Below are 19,039 nucleotides of genomic sequence, written 5' to 3' on the forward strand. Positions count from 1 at the left end.
TTCTTGCCGGTGGTGTTCGGGTGGTGTGGTGCGTGTTACTGGTTGCCGCAGGCGGTGGCGACCGGGCCGCCGTCCAGCCAGGGCAGGTCGTGGCCCATGCGGTCGCGCTTGGTGCGCAGGTACGTCAGGTTGTGCTCGCCGGCCTCGACGGGCATGGGCTCGCGGTCGGTGACCGCGATGCCGTGCCGGACGAGGGCGTCGGCCTTCTCGGGGTTGTTGGTCAGCAGCCGGACCTCGCGGACGCCGAGGTCCGCCAGGATCTGGGCGCCGGCGCCGTAGTCCCGGGCGTCGGCGGGCAGACCGAGTTCGAGGTTGGCGTCCAGGGTGTCGCGGCCGCGCTCCTGGAGCTCGTAGGCGCGCAGCTTGGACAGCAGTCCGATGCCCCGGCCCTCGTGTCCGCGGAGGTAGACCACGACGCCGCGGCCCTCCTTGGTGATCCGCTCCATGGAGGCGTGCAGCTGGGGGCCGCAGTCGCAGCGCTGGGACTGGAAGATGTCGCCGGTCAGGCACTCGGAGTGCATCCGGACCAGGATGTCCCGGCCGTCGCCGAGGTCGCCGTGGACCAGGGCCACGTGCTCGACGCCGTCGACGGTGGAGCGGTAGCCGTAGGCGGTGAAGTGGCCGAACGAGGTCGGCAGGCTGACCTCGGCCTCGCGGCGCACGGTGGGCTCGGCGGAGCGGCGGTAGGCGATCAGGTCCTCGATGGAGATGATCGTCAGGCCGTGCTTGCGGGCGAAGGGGATCAGCTCGGGCAGGCGCAGCATGACGCCGTCCTCGCCCGCGATCTCGACGATGGCACCGGCCGGTCGCAGGCCCGCGAGGCGGGCCAGGTCGACGGCGGCCTCGGTGTGGCCGTTGCGGACCAGCACGCCGCCGGGCTTGGCGCGCAGCGGGAAGATGTGGCCGGGGCGTACGAAGTCCTCGGCGGTGGAGCTGCCGGCGGCCAGCAGCTGCAGCGTGGTGGCGCGGTCGGCGGCCGAGATGCCGGTGCTCACGCCGTGGGCGGCGGTGGCGTCGACGGAGACGGTGAAGGCGGTCTTCATCGACTCGGTGTTGTTCTGGACCATCTGGGGGAGTTCGAGCCGGTCCAGCTCGGGGCCCTCCATCGGGGCGCAGATCAGGCCGCGGCACTCGCTCATCATGAAGGCGACGATCTCGGGCGTGGCCTTCTCGGCGGCGATGACGAGGTCGCCCTCGTTCTCGCGGTCCTCGTCGTCGACGACGACGACCGGCCGGCCCGCGGCGATGTCGCGGATCGCCTGCTCGACGGGGTCGAGGCGGAAGGCCTCGTAGTCGTCCGGGACGGGCGTGAGGGTGGGCTTGACGGAGGTCATGCCGTCGCTCCTTCCAGGGCCGTGGCGGGGGTGGTGGTGCGGGATCGCTGGTACCAGTCGTAGGCGCCCCAGACGACGAGCGCTCCGTAGACGACGTAGACGAAGGCGGAGAAGGCGTAGCCGCTGGTGTAGGCGAGCGGGACGCCGACGGCGTCGACCAGCAGCCAGGCGAACCAGAACTCGACCATGCCCTTGGCCTGCGCGTACATGGCGACGATGGTGCCGACGAAGATGTAGGCGTCCGGCAGCGGGTTCCAGCTCATCCAGGGGTAGAGGGTGAACAGCCCGGTGACGGCGGCCGTGCCGAGGGCGGCGGCGCCGAGGAGGGCGCCGCGCTCCTTCCAGGTGGCGAAGCGGACGGCGAGCGAGCCGTCCTGGGCCTGCTGCCGGCCGCGGGTCCACTGGAGCCAGCCCCAGGCGGCGACGAGCATGACGACGACCTGCTTGCCTGCGCTGCCGGAGAGGTGGCCGGCGGCGAAGGCGGCGAAGAGGACCGCGCCCGACAGGAACTGGGTGGGCCAGGTCCATATGGAGCGGCGCCAGCCGAGGGCGAGGGCGATCAGGCCCATCGTGTTGCCGATCATGTCGGACCACACGATGTGCTGGTCGAAGACGGTGAAGGCCTCCGAGTTGAGCCAGCTCAGCGCGCTCACTGCCCGGTCTCCTTCGCGGTCAGCGGGTCGACGCCGGCGGCGAGGAGGCGCTCGACGTACTTGGCGAGGACATCGACCTCCAGGTTGACCGGGTCGCCGGCCTGCTTGGTGCCGAGGGTGGTCAGCGCGAGCGTGGTGGGGATCAGGCTGATGGTGAACCAGTCGGCGGCGGCCTCGACCACGGTGAGGCTGACGCCGTCGACCGTGATGGAGCCCTTCTCGACCACGTACCGGGTCAGCTCCGCCGGGAGCGAGACCTTGACGATCTCCCAGTGCGCGGAGGGGGTGCGGTCGAGGATGGTGCCGGTGCCGTCGACGTGGCCCTGGACCAGGTGTCCGCCGAGGCGGCCGCCGAGGGCCATCGGGCGCTCCAGGTTGACGCGGGAGCCGGGCTCCAGGGCGCCGAGGCTGGAGCGCTTGAGGGTCTCCTGCATCACGTCGGCCGTGAACTCGCCGTTCTCGGTCTCGACGACCGTCAGGCAGACGCCGTTGACGGCGATCGAGTCGCCGTGCTTGGCGCCCTCGGTGACGACGGGGCCGCGCAGGCGGAAGCGGGAGGCGTCCGCGAGCCGCTCGACGGCGGTGACCTCGCCCAGTTCTTCGACGATTCCGGTGAACACTCAGTGCTCCTTGGGGGCGGTGGTGGGGACAGCGGTGATGCGGAGATCGGGGCCCAGGCGGACGACGTCGGTGATGTCGAGGCGGAGCGCCTGGGTGATGGTCTCGATGCCGGCGCCGGTGAGGGCCGCGGGGCCCTCGCCGAGGAGCGCCGGTGCGAGGTAGCCGACGACGCGGTCGACGGCGCCGCCCTCGACGAAGGCGCCGGCCAGGGTGGCGCCGCCTTCGAGGAAGAGGGCGCGCACGCCGCGCGCGTACAGCCGGGGAAGCAGGTCGTGGATGCCGATGCGGCCGTCGGTGAGGGGGAGCCGGAGGATGTCGGTGCCCTCGGGGAGGTGCCGGGTGTCGGCGTCCTCCCCCACGACGAGCAGGGTCGGCGCCGCGCCGTCGAGGACGCGGGCGGTCGGCAGGATGCGGGCGTGGGTGTCGAGGACGACCCGCAGCGGCTGGACGGCGTCCTCGACGCCGCGGACCGCGAGGTGCGGGTCGTCGGCGCGCAGGGTGCCGGAGCCGACCAGGACGGCGTCGGACTCGGCGCGCAGCCGGTGGACGTCGGCGCGGGACTCGGCCGAGGTGATCCAGCGGCTGGTGCCGTCGGCGGCGGCGGTGCGGCCGTCCAGGGTGGCGGCGTACTTCCAGGTGACGTGCGGGCGGCCCAGGCGTACGGCGGTGAGCCAGGCGGTGTTGCCGGCCTCGGCCTCGTCTTCCAGGAGTCCGCCGTGCACCTCGACGCCGGCCTCGCGCAGGGTGGCGGCACCGCCGGTGGCCTGCGGGTTCGGGTCGCCGACCGCGTAGTGGACCGTCGCGATGCCGGCCTCGACGAGGGCCTGGGCGCAGGGGCCGGTGCGGCCGGTGTGGTTGCAGGGTTCGAGGGTGACGTACGCGGTGCCGCCGCGGGCCGCCTCGCCGGCCGCGCGCAGGGCGTGGACCTCGGCGTGGGGGCCGCCGGCCCGCTGGTGCCAGCCCTCGCCGACGACGGTGCCGTCGGGTGCGGTGATGACGCAGCCGACGACGGGGTTGGGGCTGGTGGCGCCGAGGCCGCGGGCGGCCAGCGCGATGGCGCGCCGCATGGCGGTCGCTGCGTCGGCGGTGGTGGCCACCGGGTCCTCCTGCCTCGTCGGGCACGGACTCCGGGGCCTGTCGATACGACAGATGAGCGGGACGCACACGGGATACGCCGGGGCCCGACGGTTCCGCCGCGTACGTGCTCGTACGCCCGCGAACCGCCGAAGGCGGCGTACCGTGACTGGCCCGCCGCGCACTGCCTCCCATCCGGACTTTAACCGTCGGTCCAGGAATTTCACCTGGTCAACCGGCCGCTGGCTGCGGACGGGTCGCGGACTATAACCGCCGGTTCGGAATTACACCGACCCCGGAGTGCGCTGCTACTGGTACTGAACCCAGTCTGCCACGGCTGATCGACACCCATGCGGGCGATGCGCTGTGTGCTGGCTCACAGACTGGCCGGATTCCACCGTTCCGCGAGGGCGGCTCCTGCGCGCCGTGCCGTCGGCGGGGCCGAGGTTCCAGAGATGGTCCAGACCTATTGACTGGTGGTCTAGTCCTCCTTAATGTCTCCTTCACATTCCCAGGGAGACAGCCCGTCAGATGTGCGCACATCACGGGTCAACACGCGCCACCCCTTTGCTCGTTGTGTTCCGCCTGTTCGTTGTGTCCTGCCAACCTCCCTTCCCCAGGAGGCACAATGCTGTCCCCCACGCGTACGAGGGCCGCGCTGATGGCCGCGGGAGCCGCCGTCGCGGGCCTGCTGATCAGCACGCTCTCCACCGGCGTCTCGCACGCCGCAGACAACGAGGCGTGTCGCCCCGACGGCCTCTACAAGACCCCCGGCGTCGACGTCCCCTACTGCTCGGTCTACGACACCGAGGGCCGCGAGAAGATGGGCGCCGACCACCAGCGGCGCGTCATCGGCTACTTCACCGGCTGGCGTACCGGCAAGGACGGGACCCCCGCCTACCTCGCCAACAACATCCCGTGGGGCAAGGTCACCCACCTCAACTACGCCTTCGCGCACGTCGGCTCCGACAACAGGATCTCGGTCGGCACCGACGGCCCGAACAACTCCGCGACCGGGATGACCTGGCCGGGCGTGGCCGGGGCCGAGATGGACCCCGCGTACGCCTACAAGGGCCACTTCAACCAGCTCAGCAAGTTCAAGAAGCAGTACCCGAACGTCAAGACGCTGATCTCGGTCGGCGGCTGGGCGGAGACGGGCGGCTACTTCGCCGACAACGGCGACCGCGTGGCCTCCGGCGGCTTCTACTCGATGGCCACCAACGCCGACGGCTCGGTCAACCAGGCGGGCATCAACACCTTCGCGGACTCCTCCGTCGAGTTCGTCCGCAAGTACGGCTTCAACGGCGTCGACATCGACTACGAGTACCCGACCACCATGAAGGACGCCGGCAACCCGCTCGACTGGCAGCTGGCCAACGGCCGCCGCGCGGGCCTCGTCAAGGGCTACGCCGCGCTGATGAAGACCCTGCGCGAGAAGCTCGACGCGGCAGGCGCCGCCGACGGGAAGCACTACCTGCTCTCCGTGGCCGCCCCGTCCTCCGGCTACCTGCTGCGCGGCATGGAGACCTTCCAGGTCCAGAAGTACCTGGACTACGTCAACATCATGTCGTACGACCTGCACGGCGCCTGGAACGAGTACGTCGGCCCGAACGCCTCGCTCTTCGACGACGGCAAGGACGGCGAGCTGGCCGCCGCGAGCGTGTACAGCACCTCCCAGTACGGCGGCATCGGCTACCTGAACACCGACTGGGCCTACCACTACTTCCGCGGCTCGATGCCGTCGGGCCGGATCAACATCGGCCTGCCGTACTACACCCGCGGCTTCAAGAACGTGCAGGGCGGCACCAACGGCCTCTGGGGCAAGGCCGCGGCCACCAGCTGCCCGGCCGGCGCAGGCCTGACCAAGTGCGGTGACGGCGCGGTCGGCATCGACAACCTGTGGCACGACAAGGACACCAACGGCGTCGAGTCCCCCGCGGGCTCGAACCCGATGTGGCACGCCAAGAACCTGGAGCGGGGCGTCGTCGGCGACTACGTCACCACGTACGGCTTCCCGGCGAACACCACCCTGACCGGCACCTACGTCCGCAACTACGACTCCACCCTGGTGGCGCCGTGGCTGTGGAACGCGCAGAAGAAGGTCTTCCTCTCCACCGAGGACGAGCAGTCGGTGAACGCGAAGGCCGACTACGTGGTCGACAAGGGCATCGGCGGCACGATGGTCTGGGAGCTCGCGGGCGACTACTCCTGGAACGCGGCCAAGGGCCAGTACGAGCCGGGTGACACCCTGACCAGCGCGATGTACGAGAAGTTCAAGGCGGCCACCCCGTACGGCGCGAAGAAGGCGGGCGCCACGGCCCTGCCGACCCAGGCCGTGAAGGTCGGCGTGGACTTCACCGACTTCAAGCTGGGCGACCAGAACTACCCGATCACCCCGAAGATCAAGATCACCAACAACACGCAGACGACGCTGCCGGGCGGCACGGAGTTCCAGTTCGACTACTCCACCTCGGCCCCGGGCAACGCCTCCGACCAGTCCGGCTTCGGCACCACGGTCGTCAGCACCGGCCACACCGGCAACAACGTGGGCGGCCTGAAGGGCGACTTCCACCGGGTCTCCCTGAAGCTGCCGAGCTGGCAGTCGCTGGCCCCGGGCGCGTCGGTCGACGTCACCTTCAACTACTACCTGCCGGTCTCCACCCCCTCCAACTGGACGGTGAAGATCAACGGCACGAGCTACGCGCTGGCCGACGACCTGGCCCGCGGCACCACCGTGGTCGAGCCGGGTTCCGGCTCCACGACGGGCGGCACCACCGGCGGAACCACGGGCGGCACCACCGGCGGGACGACGGGCGGGACGACGGGCGGCACCACCGGCGGGACGACCGGCGGCACCACCGGCGGGACCACGGGCGGCGGTGGCACCTGCACCAACCCGGCCTACGTCGCGGGCAACGTCTACACCGGCGGCTCGCTCGTCTCCCACAAGAGCCACAACTGGAAGGCCAAGTGGTGGACGCAGAACGAGGAGCCCGGCACCACCGGCCAGTGGGGCGTCTGGGAGGACCTCGGCGCCTGCTGATCCCCTGACCCGCGGGGGCGGACGGAGTGAGTGACGAGGAGGGCCCGGTGGCCATGTGCCGCCGGGCCCTCTGGCACGCTCGTGCGGTGACCGACGAAACCCGCGACGGCACCGCCGTCTTCCAGCAGCACCGCCCGCGCATGTTCGGCATCGCCTACCGGATGCTGGGCTCGGCGGACGAGGCCGAGGACACCGTCCAGGACGCCTGGCTGCGCTGGAGCGGCGCCGACCGCACGGACGTCGGGCAGCCGGCGGCCTGGCTCGCGAAGACCGTCACCCGGCTCTGCCTCAACCGCCTGGACTCGGCCCGGGTCCGCCGCGAGCGGTACGTCGGCCCCTGGCTGCCCGAGCCGGTGCTCACCGCCGGCGGCGCGCTCGGGCCCCTGGAGTCGGCCGAGCAGCGCGACGGCGTGTCGCTGGCCCTGCTCGTGCTGCTGGAACGGCTCACCCCGGCCGAGCGCGCGGTGTACGTGCTGCGCGAGGCCTTCGGATACGGCCACCGGGAGATCGCCGCGCTCCTGGACCTCACCGAGGCCAACTGCCGCCAGCTCCACCGGCGGGCCGCCCAGCGGACGGCCGCGCCCCGGCCCCGGTACGAGGCCGACCCGGCCCGGCTGCGCGGCCTGGTCGACACCTTCCTCGCGGCCGCCCGGGACGGGGACGTGGCCGCCCTGGAGGAGCTGCTGGCCGCGGACGTCACGTACTGGTCCGACGGGGGCGAGAAGGTCGGCGCCGCGCGGCGCCCGGTCTCCGGCCGGGACCGGGTCGCCCGCCTGGTGGCGGGGCTGTGGAGCAAGTACGCGGCGGGGCTGGACTTCGGCTTCGCCGAGGTCAACGGCGCCCCCGCGGTGCTGGTCCGGGCCGGGGGCGCGGTGGCCGGGGTGCTGGTCGTGGACATGGCCGGCGGGCGGATCCTCGGGCTGCGGGCCGTGGTCAACCCGGACAAGCTGGGATTCGTACAGCGCCAGCTGTCACGTTCCTGACGGGTGCCCGGTCTCAGCTGGGGAAGCGACCCCGAGGAAGGACCGAACCATGAGCACCATTCTCGTCACCGGCGGCACCGGCACCCTGGGCAGCCTCGTCACCGGCCGCCTGCGGGCGGCCGGACACGAGGTCCGGGTGCTGAGCCGGCACTCCCCCCAGTACCCCGTCGACCTCATGGACGGCTCCGGGCTGGACGCGGCCATGGCGGGCGCGGACACCGTGGTGCACTGCGCCAGCAACACCCGGCGCGCGGGCAAGGGCGACGACGAGGCCGCCCGCCACCTCGTCGCCGCGGCGCGGCGGGCCGGGGTGGGGCACCTCGTGTACATCTCGATCGTGGGCGTCGACCGGGTCCCGCTCGGCTACTACCGGCGCAAGTACCGGGTCGAGCAGATGCTGGAGGAGTCCGGCCTGGGCGTGACCATCCTGCGGACCACCCAGTTCCACGACCTCGTCGCGATGCTCGCGGGGACGGTGGCCAGGCTGCCGGTCGTGCCGGTGCCCAAGGGCGTACGGGTGCAGCCGCTGGCCACCGAGGAGGTCGCCGAACGGCTCGCGGAGCTGGCGGCGGCACCGCCGGCCGGCCGGGTGCCGGACATGGGCGGGCCGGAGACGCACACCCTCGCGGACTTCGTGCGGGCCTGGCTCGCCGCGCACGGCAGCACCCGCCGGGTGGTGGAGGTGCCGCTCGCGGGCAAGGCGTACGCGGGCTTCCGGCGCGGCGGCCACCTTTCCCCGGCCCACGCGGTGGGCAAGGGCACCTTCGCGCACTACCTCGCCCAGCGGCACCCGGCGCAGGGCTGAGCGACACGCGCGGGCGGTACGAGCACGACTCGGCCGCACGAACGCCGCGCGGGCGCACGGCCTCCCGGGACAGCAGCAGCTAGGCGGGCGGTGCGAACAGGGCGTCCTGGGCCGCCGCGCGGGAGGTGAGCAGGGCGCCCCGCAGCACCGCCGCGTCGCCGAGGTCCGTGGCCCGCACCTCGGTGGGCACCGGGGTCAGGGCGGCCAGGCGTTCCGCGACCAGTGCGGCGAGCACCGGGCCGCCGGCGTGCCCGGTCTGCCCGCCCAGCACCACGCAGCCCGGGTCCAGGACGGCGGCCGCCGCGGCGGCACCCAGGGCGATCCGCTCGGCGAGGGCGTCCAGCAGGGCCTTGCCGTCGGGCCCGGCGGCGACGGCGCCGCGCACCACCGCTCCCGCGTCGCCGGGAAACCCGTACGCGCGCCCGAGCTCGCGTACCGCGGCCCCGCCGGCCAGGCTGTGGAAGCCGCCGTCGCACCCGGTGGCCGAGGGCAGCGTGCCGGTGCCCGGCACCGGCAGGAAGCCGATCTCGCCCGCGCCGCCCGAGGCACCCCGGCGCAGCCTCCCGTCGAGGACGACGGCCGCGCCGACGCCCTCCCCCAGCCAGAGCAGCACGAAGGAGTCCAGGTCGCGACAGGCACCCTCGTCGCGTTCGGCGACCGCCGCCAGGTTGGTCTCGTTCTCCACGATCACCACCGCGGGCAGCCGGCGCTGGAGGGCGCCGGTCAGCTCCCGGTGCCAGCCGGGGAGCTTGGCTGTGTCGCGGAGCTCCCGCGTCTCGGGGTCGACCAGTCCCGGGGCGCCGACGCACACCGTGTGCAGTTCCGCCCGGGCCTGCGCGGCGGCCCGGACCAGCGCGGCCACGGCCTCGTCCACGGCGTCCACCGGCAGCTCCGCGGCGGCCACCGGGCGGCCCAGCAGGTCGGCGACGACGGCGTGCACGCTGTCGGTGCGCACGTCGAGGGCGGCGAGGTGGGCCCGGTCCGCGACGATCCCGTACACCTTGGCGTTCGGGCCGCGGCGCTGTTCGCCCGACTCCCCCACGACCTCGATCAGGCCGGCCTCGCGGAGCCGGTCCACGAGGTCCGCGACGCTGGGCCGGGAGAGCCCGGTCGCCTCCTTGAGCTGGGTGGCCGTCAGGGGGCCCCGGTCCTGGAGGAGGCTCAGGGCGCGCCGGTCGTTGAGGGCGCGCGCGGTGCTCGGGGAGGCGGGACGCATGGCGGAATCCTAATCGGCGTCAGGTCGCGGGGATTATTTATCAGGCAGGTTCCCTGATAGTTTATCGGCATGTCGCTCGGCGAACCCGACCTCAGCCTGCGGCGCCTCCGGCGCGCCCGCACGTCCGTAGCCTCCGTCTTCCTGGTCCACGGCGCCGTCACCGGCAGCTTCGCCACCCGCATCCCGTGGATCCAGGACCACGCCTCCCTCAGCGCGGGCACCCTCGGCCTCGCGCTCGCCTTCCCGGCCGTCGGCGCGGCCGTGACCATGCCGCTGGCGGGGCGGATCAACCACCGCTTCGGCGCCCGCGCCGCCCTGCGCGGGCTGCTGGCGATGTGGACCCTCTCCCTGATCCTGCCGAGCCTCGCCCCCAACCTGCCCGTCCTGTGTCTGGCACTGCTCGTGTACGGCGCTTCGGCCGGGATGTCGGACGTGGCGATGAACGCCCTCGGCGTCGAGACCGAGAACCGGCTGGGCCGGTCGATCATGTCCTCGCTGCACGGCATGTGGAGCGTGGGCGCCCTGCTCGGCTCGGCCGCCGGTACGGTCGCGGCCCACTCCGGTACGGACGCCCGCACGCACCACCTGGTCGCCGCACTGGTCCTGACGGCGCTCGGCCTGGTCGCCGTGCGCGGGGTGCTGGACCTGCGGAGCGAGGCGGACGAGGAGCCGCCGCCGCACTTCGCGCTGCCGCCGAGGTCCGCGGTGCTCATCGGGGCGATCGGCTTCTGCGCGGTGTTCGCCGAGGGCGCGAGCCTGGACTGGTCCGCGGTCTACCTCGGCGACGTGCTGCACACCGACGCGGGCCTGGCCGCCGCCTCCACCACCGCGTTCGCGCTCACGATGGCCGTGGCCCGGCTGGCCGGCGACCGGGTGGTCGACCGGTTCGGGCCGGTGCGGACGGTACGGGCCGGGGGCCTGCTGGCCACGGCGGGCGGCCTGCTGGTGGTGCTGGTCCGCGAACCGGCCGCCGCCATGGCGGGGTTCGCGATGACCGGGCTCGGGATCGCGGTCGTGGTGCCGCTGGCCTTCGCCGCGGCGGCGCGCAGCGGCCCGGCACCGGCCCAGGCCATCGCGGGCGTCGCGACGATCACGTACACCTCGGGCCTGATCGCGCCGTCCGCGATCGGCGCGGTCGCCGACGCCACGTCGCTGGTGATGTCCTTCGCGCTGGTGACCGCACTGGCGTGTGCGCTGGCGCTGGGGGCCGGGGTGCTGCGGCAGAGGACGAACGGCGGGACGGAGGTCCTGGTGAAGCAGGAAAAACCGGAAAGAATCCGGCCGTAATATGTCGCTGGCCGTACCACGGCCGATCATGAACGGTCGCGACGGCGAATGGAGTGGGAATGGGCCTCGGCGTGCGCTGGACCCTGCACGGTGACGGGCGGACCCCCGCCCCCGGAGCGGTCGTCCGGCCGGACGAGCGGCTGTCGTGGCCGCGGACCGCCGGGCTCGGGGCCCAGCACGTGGTCGCGATGTTCGGCGCGAGCTTCGTCGCGCCGGTGCTGATGGGGCTCGACCCCAACCTCGCCATCATGATGTCCGGCGTCGCGACGATGATCTTCCTGCTCGCGACGCGCGGCCGGATCCCCAGCTACCTCGGCTGCTCCCTCTCCTTCGTCGGCGTGGCCGCCGCGATCCGGGCGAGCGGCGGCGACAGCGCCACCGTCACGGGTGCGGTCTTCGTCGTGGGCGCGGTGCTGTTCCTCGCCGGCCTGGCGGTCCGGCGGTTCGGCGCGCGCGTCATCCACGCGGCGATGCCGCCGGTGGTGACCGGCGCGGTGGTGATGCTGATCGGCTTCAACCTGGCCCCGGTGACCGCCTCGACGTACTGGCCGCAGGACCAGTGGACCGCGCTGCTGGTGATGGGCTTCACCGGGTTCGCCGTGGTCTGCCTGCGCGGCTTCTGGTCGCGGATCGCGATCTTCCTCGGGCTGGTCTTCGGGTACGCGGTCTCCTGGCTCTTCGACCGGGTCTTCGGGCAGATCCACTCCCCCGTCGGCGGCGGCGAGGCCGTGGACCACTGGCGGCTGGACTTCTCGGGCGTGGCGAAGGCGGACTGGATCGGTCTGCCGTCCTTCCACGCGCCGGCCTTCGAGTGGTCGGCGATCCTCGTGGCGCTGCCCGTCGTGATCGCCCTGATCGCGGAGAACGCGGGGCACGTGAAGGCCGTCGGCGAGATGACCGGCGACCCCCTCGACGACCGGCTGGGCACCGCGATCGCCGCCGACGGTGCCGCCTCGATGCTGTCCACGGCCGTGGGCGGGCCGCCGAACACCACGTACTCCGAGAACATCGGCGTGATGGCCGCGACGCGGGTCTACTCCACGGCCGCCTACTGGGCCGCCGCGGTCTTCGCCCTGCTCTTCGGCCTCTGCCCGAAGTTCGGCGCGGTGGTGGCCGCGATCCCCGGCGGGGTGCTCGGCGGCATCACCGTGATCCTGTACGGCATGATCGGCCTGCTCGGCGCGCAGATCTGGATCAACGGCCGGGTGGACCTGCGCAATCCGCTGAACCTCGTGCCGGCCGCCGCGGGCATCATCATCGGCGTCGGCGGCGTCAGCCTGAAGATCACCGACAGCTTCGAGCTGGGCGGCATCGCGCTCGGCACCATCGTGGTGATCGTCGGCTACCACGCGCTGCGGCTGTTCGCCCCGGCCCACCTCAAGGACCAGGAGCCGCTGCTGGACGCGGGCACCTCGGCGTACGACGAGAAGCGCGGCGACGAGGCGCCGTAACCCGGCTTTCGCCCAAACCGGCGAAGCGCGCGGCCAAGTCCCCCGTACGCGGGCCCGCGCCTGGGACCCTCTCGGTCATGGCGCAGATGACGGTCGGGGTGTCGCTTGGTCCGGTGGTGGCGCGGATGCGCGCGCTGGACGGGCGCCTGCACCCGCGGGACGGCGTGGCGGTGTTCAACCGGGTGTACCTGGCGGTCACGGAGGAGCTGGGGCGCCGGATCGGGGACGGCGAGTTCCCGGTCGTACGGACGGCCGAGACGCTGGCGGTACGGTTCGCCGAGCGCTACCTCGCGGCCGTCGACGCGGCCTCCGAGGACGAGCCGGTACCCGCGTGCTGGCGCCCGCTCTTCCAGTACCGCCGCCACCCGGGGGTGCGCCCCCTCCAGCACGCGCTGGCCGGCATCAACGCGCACATCGGCCACGACCTGCCGATCGCGGTGGTCGCCACCTGCCGAGCCCTCGCGGTGCCCCCGGCGGCACTGGAGGCGGACTTCGACCGGGTGGGCGACACGCTGGTCGCCCTGGAGGAACGCATCCGCGAGGACCTGATGCCGGGCCCGGACCTCCTGGAGGTGGCCGACCCGCTCACCCACCTGCTGGGCTCGTGGAGCCTGGACCGCGCCCGCGACGCGGCCTGGTCCTCGGCCCGGCTCCTGTGGACCCTGCGCGACCGCCCCGACTTCGTCCGCGAGGTCACCGACTCCCTGTCGGCAGGAGTGGGCCTGGTGGGCCGCTGCCTGTTGACTCCGTCGGGGCGCTGAGGGAGTCGGCCGCTGCCGGGACCCGGACATGGAAACGGGCCGTCTCCGCGATGTTTGCGCGGAGGCGGCCCGTGGTCACATGGCCCGTGCGGTCACACGGAGTCGGACGGTCAGTCCTCGGGGAGTTCGACCGGGGCGATCTCGTCGTAGACGTCGCCCGGGCCCGGGTTGGTGCTGTCGGTCGCGCCGCCCAGGTGGTGCATGACGCCCCACACCGCGTTCAGCGCGGTCTGCACGGCGCCCTCGGCCCAGCCGGCCGTCCAGGAGATGTCGTCGCCCGCGAGGAAGATGCCGCGCTTGTCCTCGGGGAGGCGGTCCTGCATGAAGTGGGTGTACAGGCGGCGCTGGTAGCGGTAGTGGCCGGGCAGGTTGGCCTTGAACGCGCCCATGAAGTAGGGCTCGTCCTCCCAGGAGACGGTGACCGGGTTGCCGATGATGTGGCGGCGGATGTCGACCTTGGGGTAGATCTCGCCCAGGGACTTCAGCATGACCTCCATCCGCTCGTTCGCGGACAGCGGCAGCCACTTCAGGCTGTCGTCGCACCAGGTGTACGACAGGCAGATCACGGCCGGCTGGTCCGGGCCGTTGTCCAGCAGGTACGTGCCGCGGGTCATCCGGTCGGTCAGCGTCATCGACATGACGTCGCGGCCGGTCTCCTCGTCCTTGTCCAGCCAGAACGGCCGGTCCACGGGGATGAAGAGCTTGGAGGACTCCATGTAGTGCGTGCGCTCGATCGCCGTCCAGTGGTCGATCGGGAAGAGCGTGTCGTCGCACTCGATCTTCGACAGCAGCATCCAGGACTGCGCGGTGAAGATCGCGGCCCGGTAGGTGCGGATGTCGCCGGCGGCGTCGGTGACGGTGATGCGGTTGCCGGCCGTGCGGTGCAGGCGGGTCACCGCGGGGCGCGGGGTGCCGTCGTGCAGGGAGGACAGCGAGGTGCCCTGGGCCCAGTGCACGATCTTCTCCGGCTCGCGCTCCCAGAGGCGCAGCGGCAGCTGCTGCGAGCCGCCGACGATGCCGCGGTGGTGGTCGTCCGCCTCGGTGTAGACGACGCGGAGGATCTCCAGGATGGAGTTCGGGAAGTCGGTGTCCCAGCCGCCGGTGCCGAAGCCGACCTGGCCGAAGATCTCGCGCTTGTGGAAGGACTTGAAGGCCTCGGACTTGCAGAGGAAGCCGTAGAAGGTCTCGTCGTCGAGCTTCTCGACGAGCTTGGCCCAGATCTCGCGGATGCGCGGGACGTCCCGCTCGCGCATCGCGGTGTTCATGTCCGAGAAGTCGGCGCCCTCTTCGAGGCAGGCGTTCCAGGCGTCGGCCACGTCGCGGTAGATCTGCGGCAGGTCGGCGATGGTCTCGGCGTAGTGGGTCTCGCCCTTGAGGTCGACGACCGTGGACGGCGTGGCCTCGGCCAGCGGGTTCGGGAAGGGCTCGGTCTGCAGGCCCACCAGGTCGATGTAGTGCTGGAGCGCGGTGGAGGAGGGCGGGAAGCGCATGGCGCCCATCTCCGCCGTCAGACCCTCGGTGCCCTGGCCCTCGAAGCCGACGGTGCGCAGGCGGCCGCCGATCTGGTCCGCCTCGTAGACGACGGGCTTGAGGCCCATCTTCATCAGCTCGTAGGCGGAGATGATGCCGGACAGGCCGCCGCCGATGACCGCGACCTCGGTGCCGTGCTCCGTCGCCGGTATCTGGCCCAGGCCGGCCGGGTGCGCGAGGAAGTCGTCGTACGCGTACGGGAAGTCCGGACCGAACATCGTGATCGGCGGCTGGCCGTCGCTGTGCGGAACGGCGGTCGTGGGCACCGTGGACGTCATGGGGTACGGCTCCTTGCGCGGGGGTGGTGTGGCAGGCGGGGGCGTGAGCGGGGACGCCCCCTGGGGTGGGGACGGGGTGCGGGCGGGTCGGCCGGGGTCAGATCAGCGACCGGTACAGGCCCGGCCGGCGGTCGCGGAGGTAGGGGTTGTTCTCCCGCGAGGCCCGGAGCAGCTCCGGGTCGGCCTCGCCGAACACCATCTCCTCGCCGCGTCCGGCGCGGGTCCGGGTGGCGCCGTCCGGGCTCGCCAGGCAGCTGAGGCCGACGAACTCGAACTCGCCCTCGGGGCCGGTGCGGTTGACGTACGCGACGTACATCTGGTTCTCGAAGGCGCGCACCGGCACGACCTGCTCGGCCACGAACTGGAACGGGTGCATCTGTGCGGTCGGCACCAGCAGCAGGTCGGTTCCGGCGAGGGCGTGGGCGCGGACGTTCTCCGGGAACTCGACGTCGTAGCAGATCAGCAGGCCGATGGTGAGGCCCGCGTACTCGGCCTGGACGACCGTCGTGTCACCGGGGGTGAAGCTCTCCTGCTCGAAGCAGCCGAAGAGGTGGGTCTTGCGGTAGTTCGCCAGCGAGGCGCCGTCGGGGCCGATCAGCTGCGCGGAGTTGTAGACGGTCTCGCCGTCGCGCTCGGGGTAGCCGTAGAGCACGGCCAGGCCGTGGCGGCGCGCGATCTCGCCGATGGCGCGGGCGGACATGCCGTCGGCGGCCTCGGCCAGCCGGGGGACGTCCTCGCCGATGGCGTAGCCGGTCAGGAACATCTCGGGGGTCACCAGCAGGCCCGCGCCCGCGGCCGCGGCACGTCCGGCGGCCTCGTCGAGCGCCTTCAGGTTCTCGGCGACGTCGCCGATCCGTCCGGAGCTCTGGAGGAGTGCGGTGCGCAGCGGGGGCATGGGCGTACCTCTGGGGCGAAAGTGTGTTCCTGGGGACTTCTAGACCGTACGGGTCGCCGTTCGGCCCGGACAAGGCGCCAGCGTTGCGCGGCGCTGATCGATTCGTTGCGTGTTGCGGGCGGTCCGCGGCGATTCGTTGCGCGGTTCCTGTCGTACCTCAGGCGTAGCGGGCCCCGCCGCATGGCGGAGGAGGGACCCGTCCGGCGTCCGATGCCGCCGGGCGCGGGGCGCGACAGAGTGGTGCGTGTCGGGGGGACACCCCCTCTCACCAGCTGAAAGGGACCGAACATGAACCGCATCGCGCACCGCCGTACGAAGATCGCCGCCCTGGGCGCTGCCCTGCTGATGACCGCCGGCGCGGCGGGTTCGGCCGTTGCGTCGGGGGACGACGCCCCGGGCCGGGGTGCGACCCGTGAGGCGGCGGCGCTGACCGGGACGGCCAAGCTGTACCGGCCGGCCGGCGACGACATCACCTTCACGTTCGACGCCCACCTGGCCAAGCAGCACAACATGGACCCGCGGGCGGCCACCGGCACCTTCCGCTTCAGCCACTACACGGACACCTGGGGCGCCTCGGCCGAGGTGAAGGTCGACTGCCTGATCACGGGCGGGAAGGTCGCGGTGGTGACCGGCGTCGTCACCAAGGCGGACGGGGTCGCCGCCGACGCCCTGGGCAAGCGGGTCGGCGTCACGGTGCACGACCTGGGCGGACACGACCGCCTGGGCTACAGCTGGGCCGCGACCGGGGTGCCGGGCGAGGGCGAGCCGCTGCCGTGCACGAGCGCCGCGCCGTTCGAGAAGGTCAAGGCCGGCTCGGGCGACTGGAAGGTGCTGCCCTGGATCCCGGAGTACCCGCAGGCCGGCGAGTAGGTCCGGGAAACGCCGTCCGGGAAACGCCGGAGGCCGCGCACGACCGGGACGGGGGTCCGGGTGTGCGCGGCCTCCGGGCCGTACGGGAGCCGGGCGTCCTACGGGAGGCCGAGCGGCGTACGGGCGCTACGCGGGCGAGCCCGACGAGAAGCGCCGCAGCAGCGGGGAGAGGACCAGGACGGACTTGGTGCGCTCCACGAAGGGCTCGCCCGCGATCCGCTCCAGGACCCGCTCGAAGTGCCGCATGTCGGAGGCGAAGATCTGCACCAGGGCGTCCGCGTCGCCGGTCACGGTCGACGCGGACACCACCTCCGGGTACCGCTCCAGACCGCGCCGGATGTCGTCCGGCGAGGTGTTGTGGCGGCAGTAGATCTCGATGAAGCCCTCCGTCTCCCAGCCCATGGCGGCGGGGTCGACGCGGACGGTGAAGCCGGTGATGGCCCCCTCCGCCCGCAGCCGGTCGACGCGCCGCTTCACGGCCGGCGCCGACAGGCCCACTTCGGAGCCGATGTCCGCGTAGGAACGGCGGGCGTCCTCGGCGAGGGCGTGGACGATGCGTTCGTCGAGATCGTTCAGTCGCAAAGCGGGTGGATCACTTCTCTGCAGTGGCCAGTCGGGAGCGGCGGATGCCGTACAGGAAGTAGAACACGAGGCCCGCGGCCATCCACAAACCGAAGACGATCCAGGTGGCGAGGGGCAGGCCCCACATGTTGTAGATGCAGGCCGCGAAACCGAGGATCGGCATGAGCGGGAAGAGCATCACCTTGAAGGTGCGGTTCATGTCCGGGCGCGTGTAGCGCAGGATGATCACCGCGACGTTCACCAGGGCGAAGGCGAAGAGGGTGCCGATGCTGGTGGCGTTCGCCAGTTCACCCAGGGGGATGAACGCGGCCAGGGCGCCGCAGAAGACCGAGACGATGATCGCGTTGGCGCGGGGGGCGCCGGTCTTGGGGTTCACCTTGGCGAAGATCTTGGGCACGAGGCCGTCGCGGGACATCGCGAAGAGGATGCGGGTCTGGCCGTAGAGCACGGCGAAGACCACGGAGGCGATGGCGACGACCGCGCCGGCGGCGAGGACCACGCCCCAGAAGCTGTGGCCGGTGACGTCCTTCATGATCTGTGCCAGGGCGGCCTCGGTGCCCCCGAAGTCCTTCCAGGGCATGGCGCCGACGGCGACCAGGGCGACCAGGACGTACAGGAGGGTGACGATGCCCAGCGAGAGCATGATCGCCCGCGGCAGGTCGCGCTTGGGGTTCTTGGCTTCCTCGCCCGCGGTGGAGGCGGCGTCGAAGCCGATGTACGAGAAGAACAGCGTGGCCGCGGCGGCCTGGATGCCGGTCATTCCCATGGGGGCGAGGGGGGCGTAGTTGCCCGCCTTGATGCCCATGACGCCGATGCCGATGAAGAGCAGCAGGGTGACGATCTTCACCACGACCATGATCGTGTTGACCAGGGCGCTCTCCTTCGCGCCGCGCATCAGGAAGACCATCGCCAGCAGGACGACGACCAGGGCCGGCAGGTTGATGTACCCGCCCTCGCCGAGCGGCGCCGAGAGGCCCTCGGGGATGGTGATGCCGATGGTGCCGTCGAGCAGCTCGTTGAGGTACTCGCCCCAGCCGACGGCGACGGCCGCGACCGAGACCCCGTACTCGAGGATCAGGCACCAGCCGCAGACCCAGGCGACGAGCTCGCCCATGGTGGCGTAGGCGTACGAGTACGAGGAGCCGGACACCGGTATGGAGCCCGCGAGTTCGGCGTAGGAGAGCGCGGAGAACAGGGCGGTCAGACCGGCGACCACGAACGCGATCGTCACCGCCGGGCCGGCCAGCGGCGCGGCCTCGCCGAGGACCACGAAGATGCCGGTGCCCAGGGTGGCGCCGATGCTGATCATCGTCAGCTGCCACATGGTGAGGGAGCGCTTGAGGGCGCCGCCCTCACCCTGACCGCCTTCGGCGACCAGCCGCTCGACCGGCTTGCGCCGGAAGAGCGGGTTGCCGGCGGGCTGCGGGTGCCCGGCGGCGGGGGTGGCGGGGGGTGCCTGGCCGTGGTCCAGCACGGGGGGACTCCTTGTCGTCGCGGATCGGGAAAGGCATCGACCGCGACGGTCCGGAGCAGAGCAGTGCCTGGGCAGGCAGGAGCATGGGGACCGCCGAGCAGGCGGTCGCGCCACTCCACGTACAGCGAGTGAGCCTACGAGCAGCCGGTAACCGCCCGTAATGCACCATCCTTGCATATTGG

General features: G+C 72.3%; 16 protein-coding genes and 1 riboswitch. Of the genes, 7 read left to right on the forward strand and 9 right to left on the reverse strand.

The annotated features are described in order from the left end of the window. Positions 1-35 precede the first annotated feature (35 nt). Genes ACIF6F_RS17470 through ribD form a run of 4 tightly spaced genes read right to left on the reverse strand, consistent with a single transcriptional unit; the run spans position 36 to position 3,675 of the window. Positions 36-1,334: a bifunctional 3,4-dihydroxy-2-butanone-4-phosphate synthase/GTP cyclohydrolase II gene (locus ACIF6F_RS17470; RefSeq protein WP_399947363.1), complete on the reverse strand. Its 1,299-nt coding sequence runs from the start codon at positions 1,332-1,334 to the stop codon at positions 36-38. Further along, a complete protein-coding gene (locus tag ACIF6F_RS17475; RefSeq protein WP_399947365.1) occupies positions 1,331-1,987 on the reverse strand; it encodes a nicotinamide riboside transporter PnuC in 657 nt (218 codons plus the stop codon). Before ACIF6F_RS17475 ends, ACIF6F_RS17470 begins: the two co-directional genes overlap by 4 nt. After that, a complete protein-coding gene (locus ACIF6F_RS17480; RefSeq protein WP_399947367.1) occupies positions 1,984-2,607 on the reverse strand; it encodes a riboflavin synthase in 624 nt (207 codons plus the stop codon). The genes ACIF6F_RS17475 and ACIF6F_RS17480 overlap by 4 nt, the downstream gene beginning before the upstream one ends. Further along, complete coding sequence (ribD, locus tag ACIF6F_RS17485; protein WP_399947844.1) at positions 2,608-3,675, reverse strand: bifunctional diaminohydroxyphosphoribosylaminopyrimidine deaminase/5-amino-6-(5-phosphoribosylamino)uracil reductase RibD; 1,068 nt, start codon at positions 3,673-3,675, stop codon at positions 2,608-2,610. A gap of 184 nt (positions 3,676-3,859) precedes the next feature. Beyond that, positions 3,860-3,990, reverse strand: a riboswitch (FMN riboswitch). 320 nt (positions 3,991-4,310) lie between these two features. Here ribD and ACIF6F_RS17490 point away from each other — a divergent pair. The 3 genes from ACIF6F_RS17490 (at position 4,311) to ACIF6F_RS17500 (ending at position 8,513) form a co-directional block, all read left to right on the forward strand. Beyond that, the gene (locus ACIF6F_RS17490; protein ID WP_399947369.1) at positions 4,311-6,725 is read left to right on the forward strand and encodes a chitinase C-terminal domain-containing protein; all 2,415 of its coding nucleotides are present in this window, start codon (positions 4,311-4,313) and stop codon (positions 6,723-6,725) included. Between the two features lie 86 nt (positions 6,726-6,811). Beyond that, entirely contained in the window at positions 6,812-7,708 is an 897-nt protein-coding gene (locus tag ACIF6F_RS17495; protein WP_399947371.1) for an RNA polymerase sigma-70 factor, read from the forward strand. 49 nt (positions 7,709-7,757) lie between these two features. Next, entirely contained in the window at positions 7,758-8,513 is a 756-nt protein-coding gene (locus tag ACIF6F_RS17500; RefSeq protein ID WP_399947373.1) for an SDR family oxidoreductase, read from the forward strand. Positions 8,514-8,592: 79 nt separating this feature from the next. Here ACIF6F_RS17500 and ACIF6F_RS17505 read toward each other — a convergent pair whose 3' ends face one another. Continuing rightward, positions 8,593-9,729: an ROK family protein gene (locus ACIF6F_RS17505; protein ID WP_399947375.1), complete on the reverse strand. Its 1,137-nt coding sequence runs from the start codon at positions 9,727-9,729 to the stop codon at positions 8,593-8,595. 69 nt (positions 9,730-9,798) lie between these two features. Between ACIF6F_RS17505 and ACIF6F_RS17510 the strand changes: the two genes are divergently transcribed. The 3 genes from ACIF6F_RS17510 to ACIF6F_RS17520 all read left to right on the forward strand — a co-directional run bounded on the left by ACIF6F_RS17510 (position 9,799) and on the right by ACIF6F_RS17520 (position 13,228). Next, positions 9,799-11,016, forward strand: coding sequence for an MFS transporter (locus ACIF6F_RS17510; RefSeq protein ID WP_399947377.1), 1,218 nt, complete (start codon positions 9,799-9,801; stop codon positions 11,014-11,016). Between the two features lie 59 nt (positions 11,017-11,075). After that, positions 11,076-12,467 carry a uracil-xanthine permease family protein gene (locus ACIF6F_RS17515; RefSeq protein ID WP_399947379.1) on the forward strand — a complete coding sequence of 464 codons (1,392 nt, stop codon included), beginning with the start codon at positions 11,076-11,078 and terminating at the stop codon, positions 12,465-12,467. A 77-nt stretch (positions 12,468-12,544) separates the two neighbouring features. Then, positions 12,545-13,228 carry a DUF5995 family protein gene (locus tag ACIF6F_RS17520; protein ID WP_399947381.1) on the forward strand — a complete coding sequence of 228 codons (684 nt, stop codon included), beginning with the start codon at positions 12,545-12,547 and terminating at the stop codon, positions 13,226-13,228. A gap of 110 nt (positions 13,229-13,338) precedes the next feature. On the opposite strand, the gene ACIF6F_RS17525 is transcribed toward ACIF6F_RS17520, so the two are convergent. After that, positions 13,339-15,036, reverse strand: a complete 1,698-nt coding sequence (locus ACIF6F_RS17525) for a flavin monoamine oxidase family protein (protein WP_399947382.1) — start codon at positions 15,034-15,036, stop codon at positions 13,339-13,341. 97 nt (positions 15,037-15,133) lie between these two features. Continuing rightward, positions 15,134-15,931 (reverse strand): carbon-nitrogen hydrolase family protein, encoded by a 798-nt coding sequence (locus tag ACIF6F_RS17530; protein WP_399947384.1) that lies wholly within the window; start codon positions 15,929-15,931, stop codon positions 15,134-15,136. A gap of 288 nt (positions 15,932-16,219) precedes the next feature. Between ACIF6F_RS17530 and ACIF6F_RS17535 the strand changes: the two genes are divergently transcribed. Next, positions 16,220-16,801 carry a Repetin gene (locus tag ACIF6F_RS17535; protein WP_399947386.1) on the forward strand — a complete coding sequence of 194 codons (582 nt, stop codon included), beginning with the start codon at positions 16,220-16,222 and terminating at the stop codon, positions 16,799-16,801. Between the two features lie 126 nt (positions 16,802-16,927). Here the strand turns inward: ACIF6F_RS17535 and ACIF6F_RS17540 are convergent, their stop codons facing one another. After that, the gene (locus tag ACIF6F_RS17540) at positions 16,928-17,383 is read right to left on the reverse strand and encodes an Lrp/AsnC family transcriptional regulator (protein WP_030199146.1); all 456 of its coding nucleotides are present in this window, start codon (positions 17,381-17,383) and stop codon (positions 16,928-16,930) included. A gap of 10 nt (positions 17,384-17,393) precedes the next feature. After that, positions 17,394-18,857, reverse strand: a complete 1,464-nt coding sequence (locus ACIF6F_RS17545) for an amino acid permease (RefSeq protein ID WP_399947388.1) — start codon at positions 18,855-18,857, stop codon at positions 17,394-17,396. Positions 18,858-19,039: the final 182 nt, after the last annotated feature.

The sequence above is a fragment of the Streptomyces sp. NPDC086023 genome (assembly GCF_044540325.1).
Lineage (GTDB): Bacteria > Actinomycetota > Actinomycetes > Streptomycetales > Streptomycetaceae > Streptomyces.

Excerpts from the sequence above, each read along its gene's own strand:
- ACIF6F_RS17470 (WP_399947363.1), bottom strand. The coding sequence starts at position 1,334 with ATGACCTCCGTCAAGCCCACCCTCACGCCCGTCCCGGACGACTACGAG.
- ACIF6F_RS17505 (WP_399947375.1), bottom strand. The coding sequence starts at position 9,729 with ATGCGTCCCGCCTCCCCGAGCACCGCGCGCGCCCTCAACGACCGGCGC.
- ACIF6F_RS17490 (WP_399947369.1), top strand. The coding sequence starts at position 4,311 with ATGCTGTCCCCCACGCGTACGAGGGCCGCGCTGATGGCCGCGGGAGCC.
- ACIF6F_RS17510 (WP_399947377.1), top strand. The coding sequence starts at position 9,799 with ATGTCGCTCGGCGAACCCGACCTCAGCCTGCGGCGCCTCCGGCGCGCC.
- ACIF6F_RS17515 (WP_399947379.1), top strand. The coding sequence starts at position 11,076 with ATGGGCCTCGGCGTGCGCTGGACCCTGCACGGTGACGGGCGGACCCCC.
- ACIF6F_RS17535 (WP_399947386.1), top strand. The coding sequence starts at position 16,220 with ATGAACCGCATCGCGCACCGCCGTACGAAGATCGCCGCCCTGGGCGCT.
- ACIF6F_RS17520 (WP_399947381.1), top strand. The coding sequence starts at position 12,545 with ATGGCGCAGATGACGGTCGGGGTGTCGCTTGGTCCGGTGGTGGCGCGG.
- ACIF6F_RS17500 (WP_399947373.1), top strand. The coding sequence starts at position 7,758 with ATGAGCACCATTCTCGTCACCGGCGGCACCGGCACCCTGGGCAGCCTC.
- ACIF6F_RS17525 (WP_399947382.1), bottom strand. The coding sequence starts at position 15,036 with ATGACGTCCACGGTGCCCACGACCGCCGTTCCGCACAGCGACGGCCAG.
- ACIF6F_RS17530 (WP_399947384.1), bottom strand. The coding sequence starts at position 15,931 with ATGCCCCCGCTGCGCACCGCACTCCTCCAGAGCTCCGGACGGATCGGC.
- ribD (WP_399947844.1), bottom strand. The coding sequence starts at position 3,675 with ATGCGGCGCGCCATCGCGCTGGCCGCCCGCGGCCTCGGCGCCACCAGC.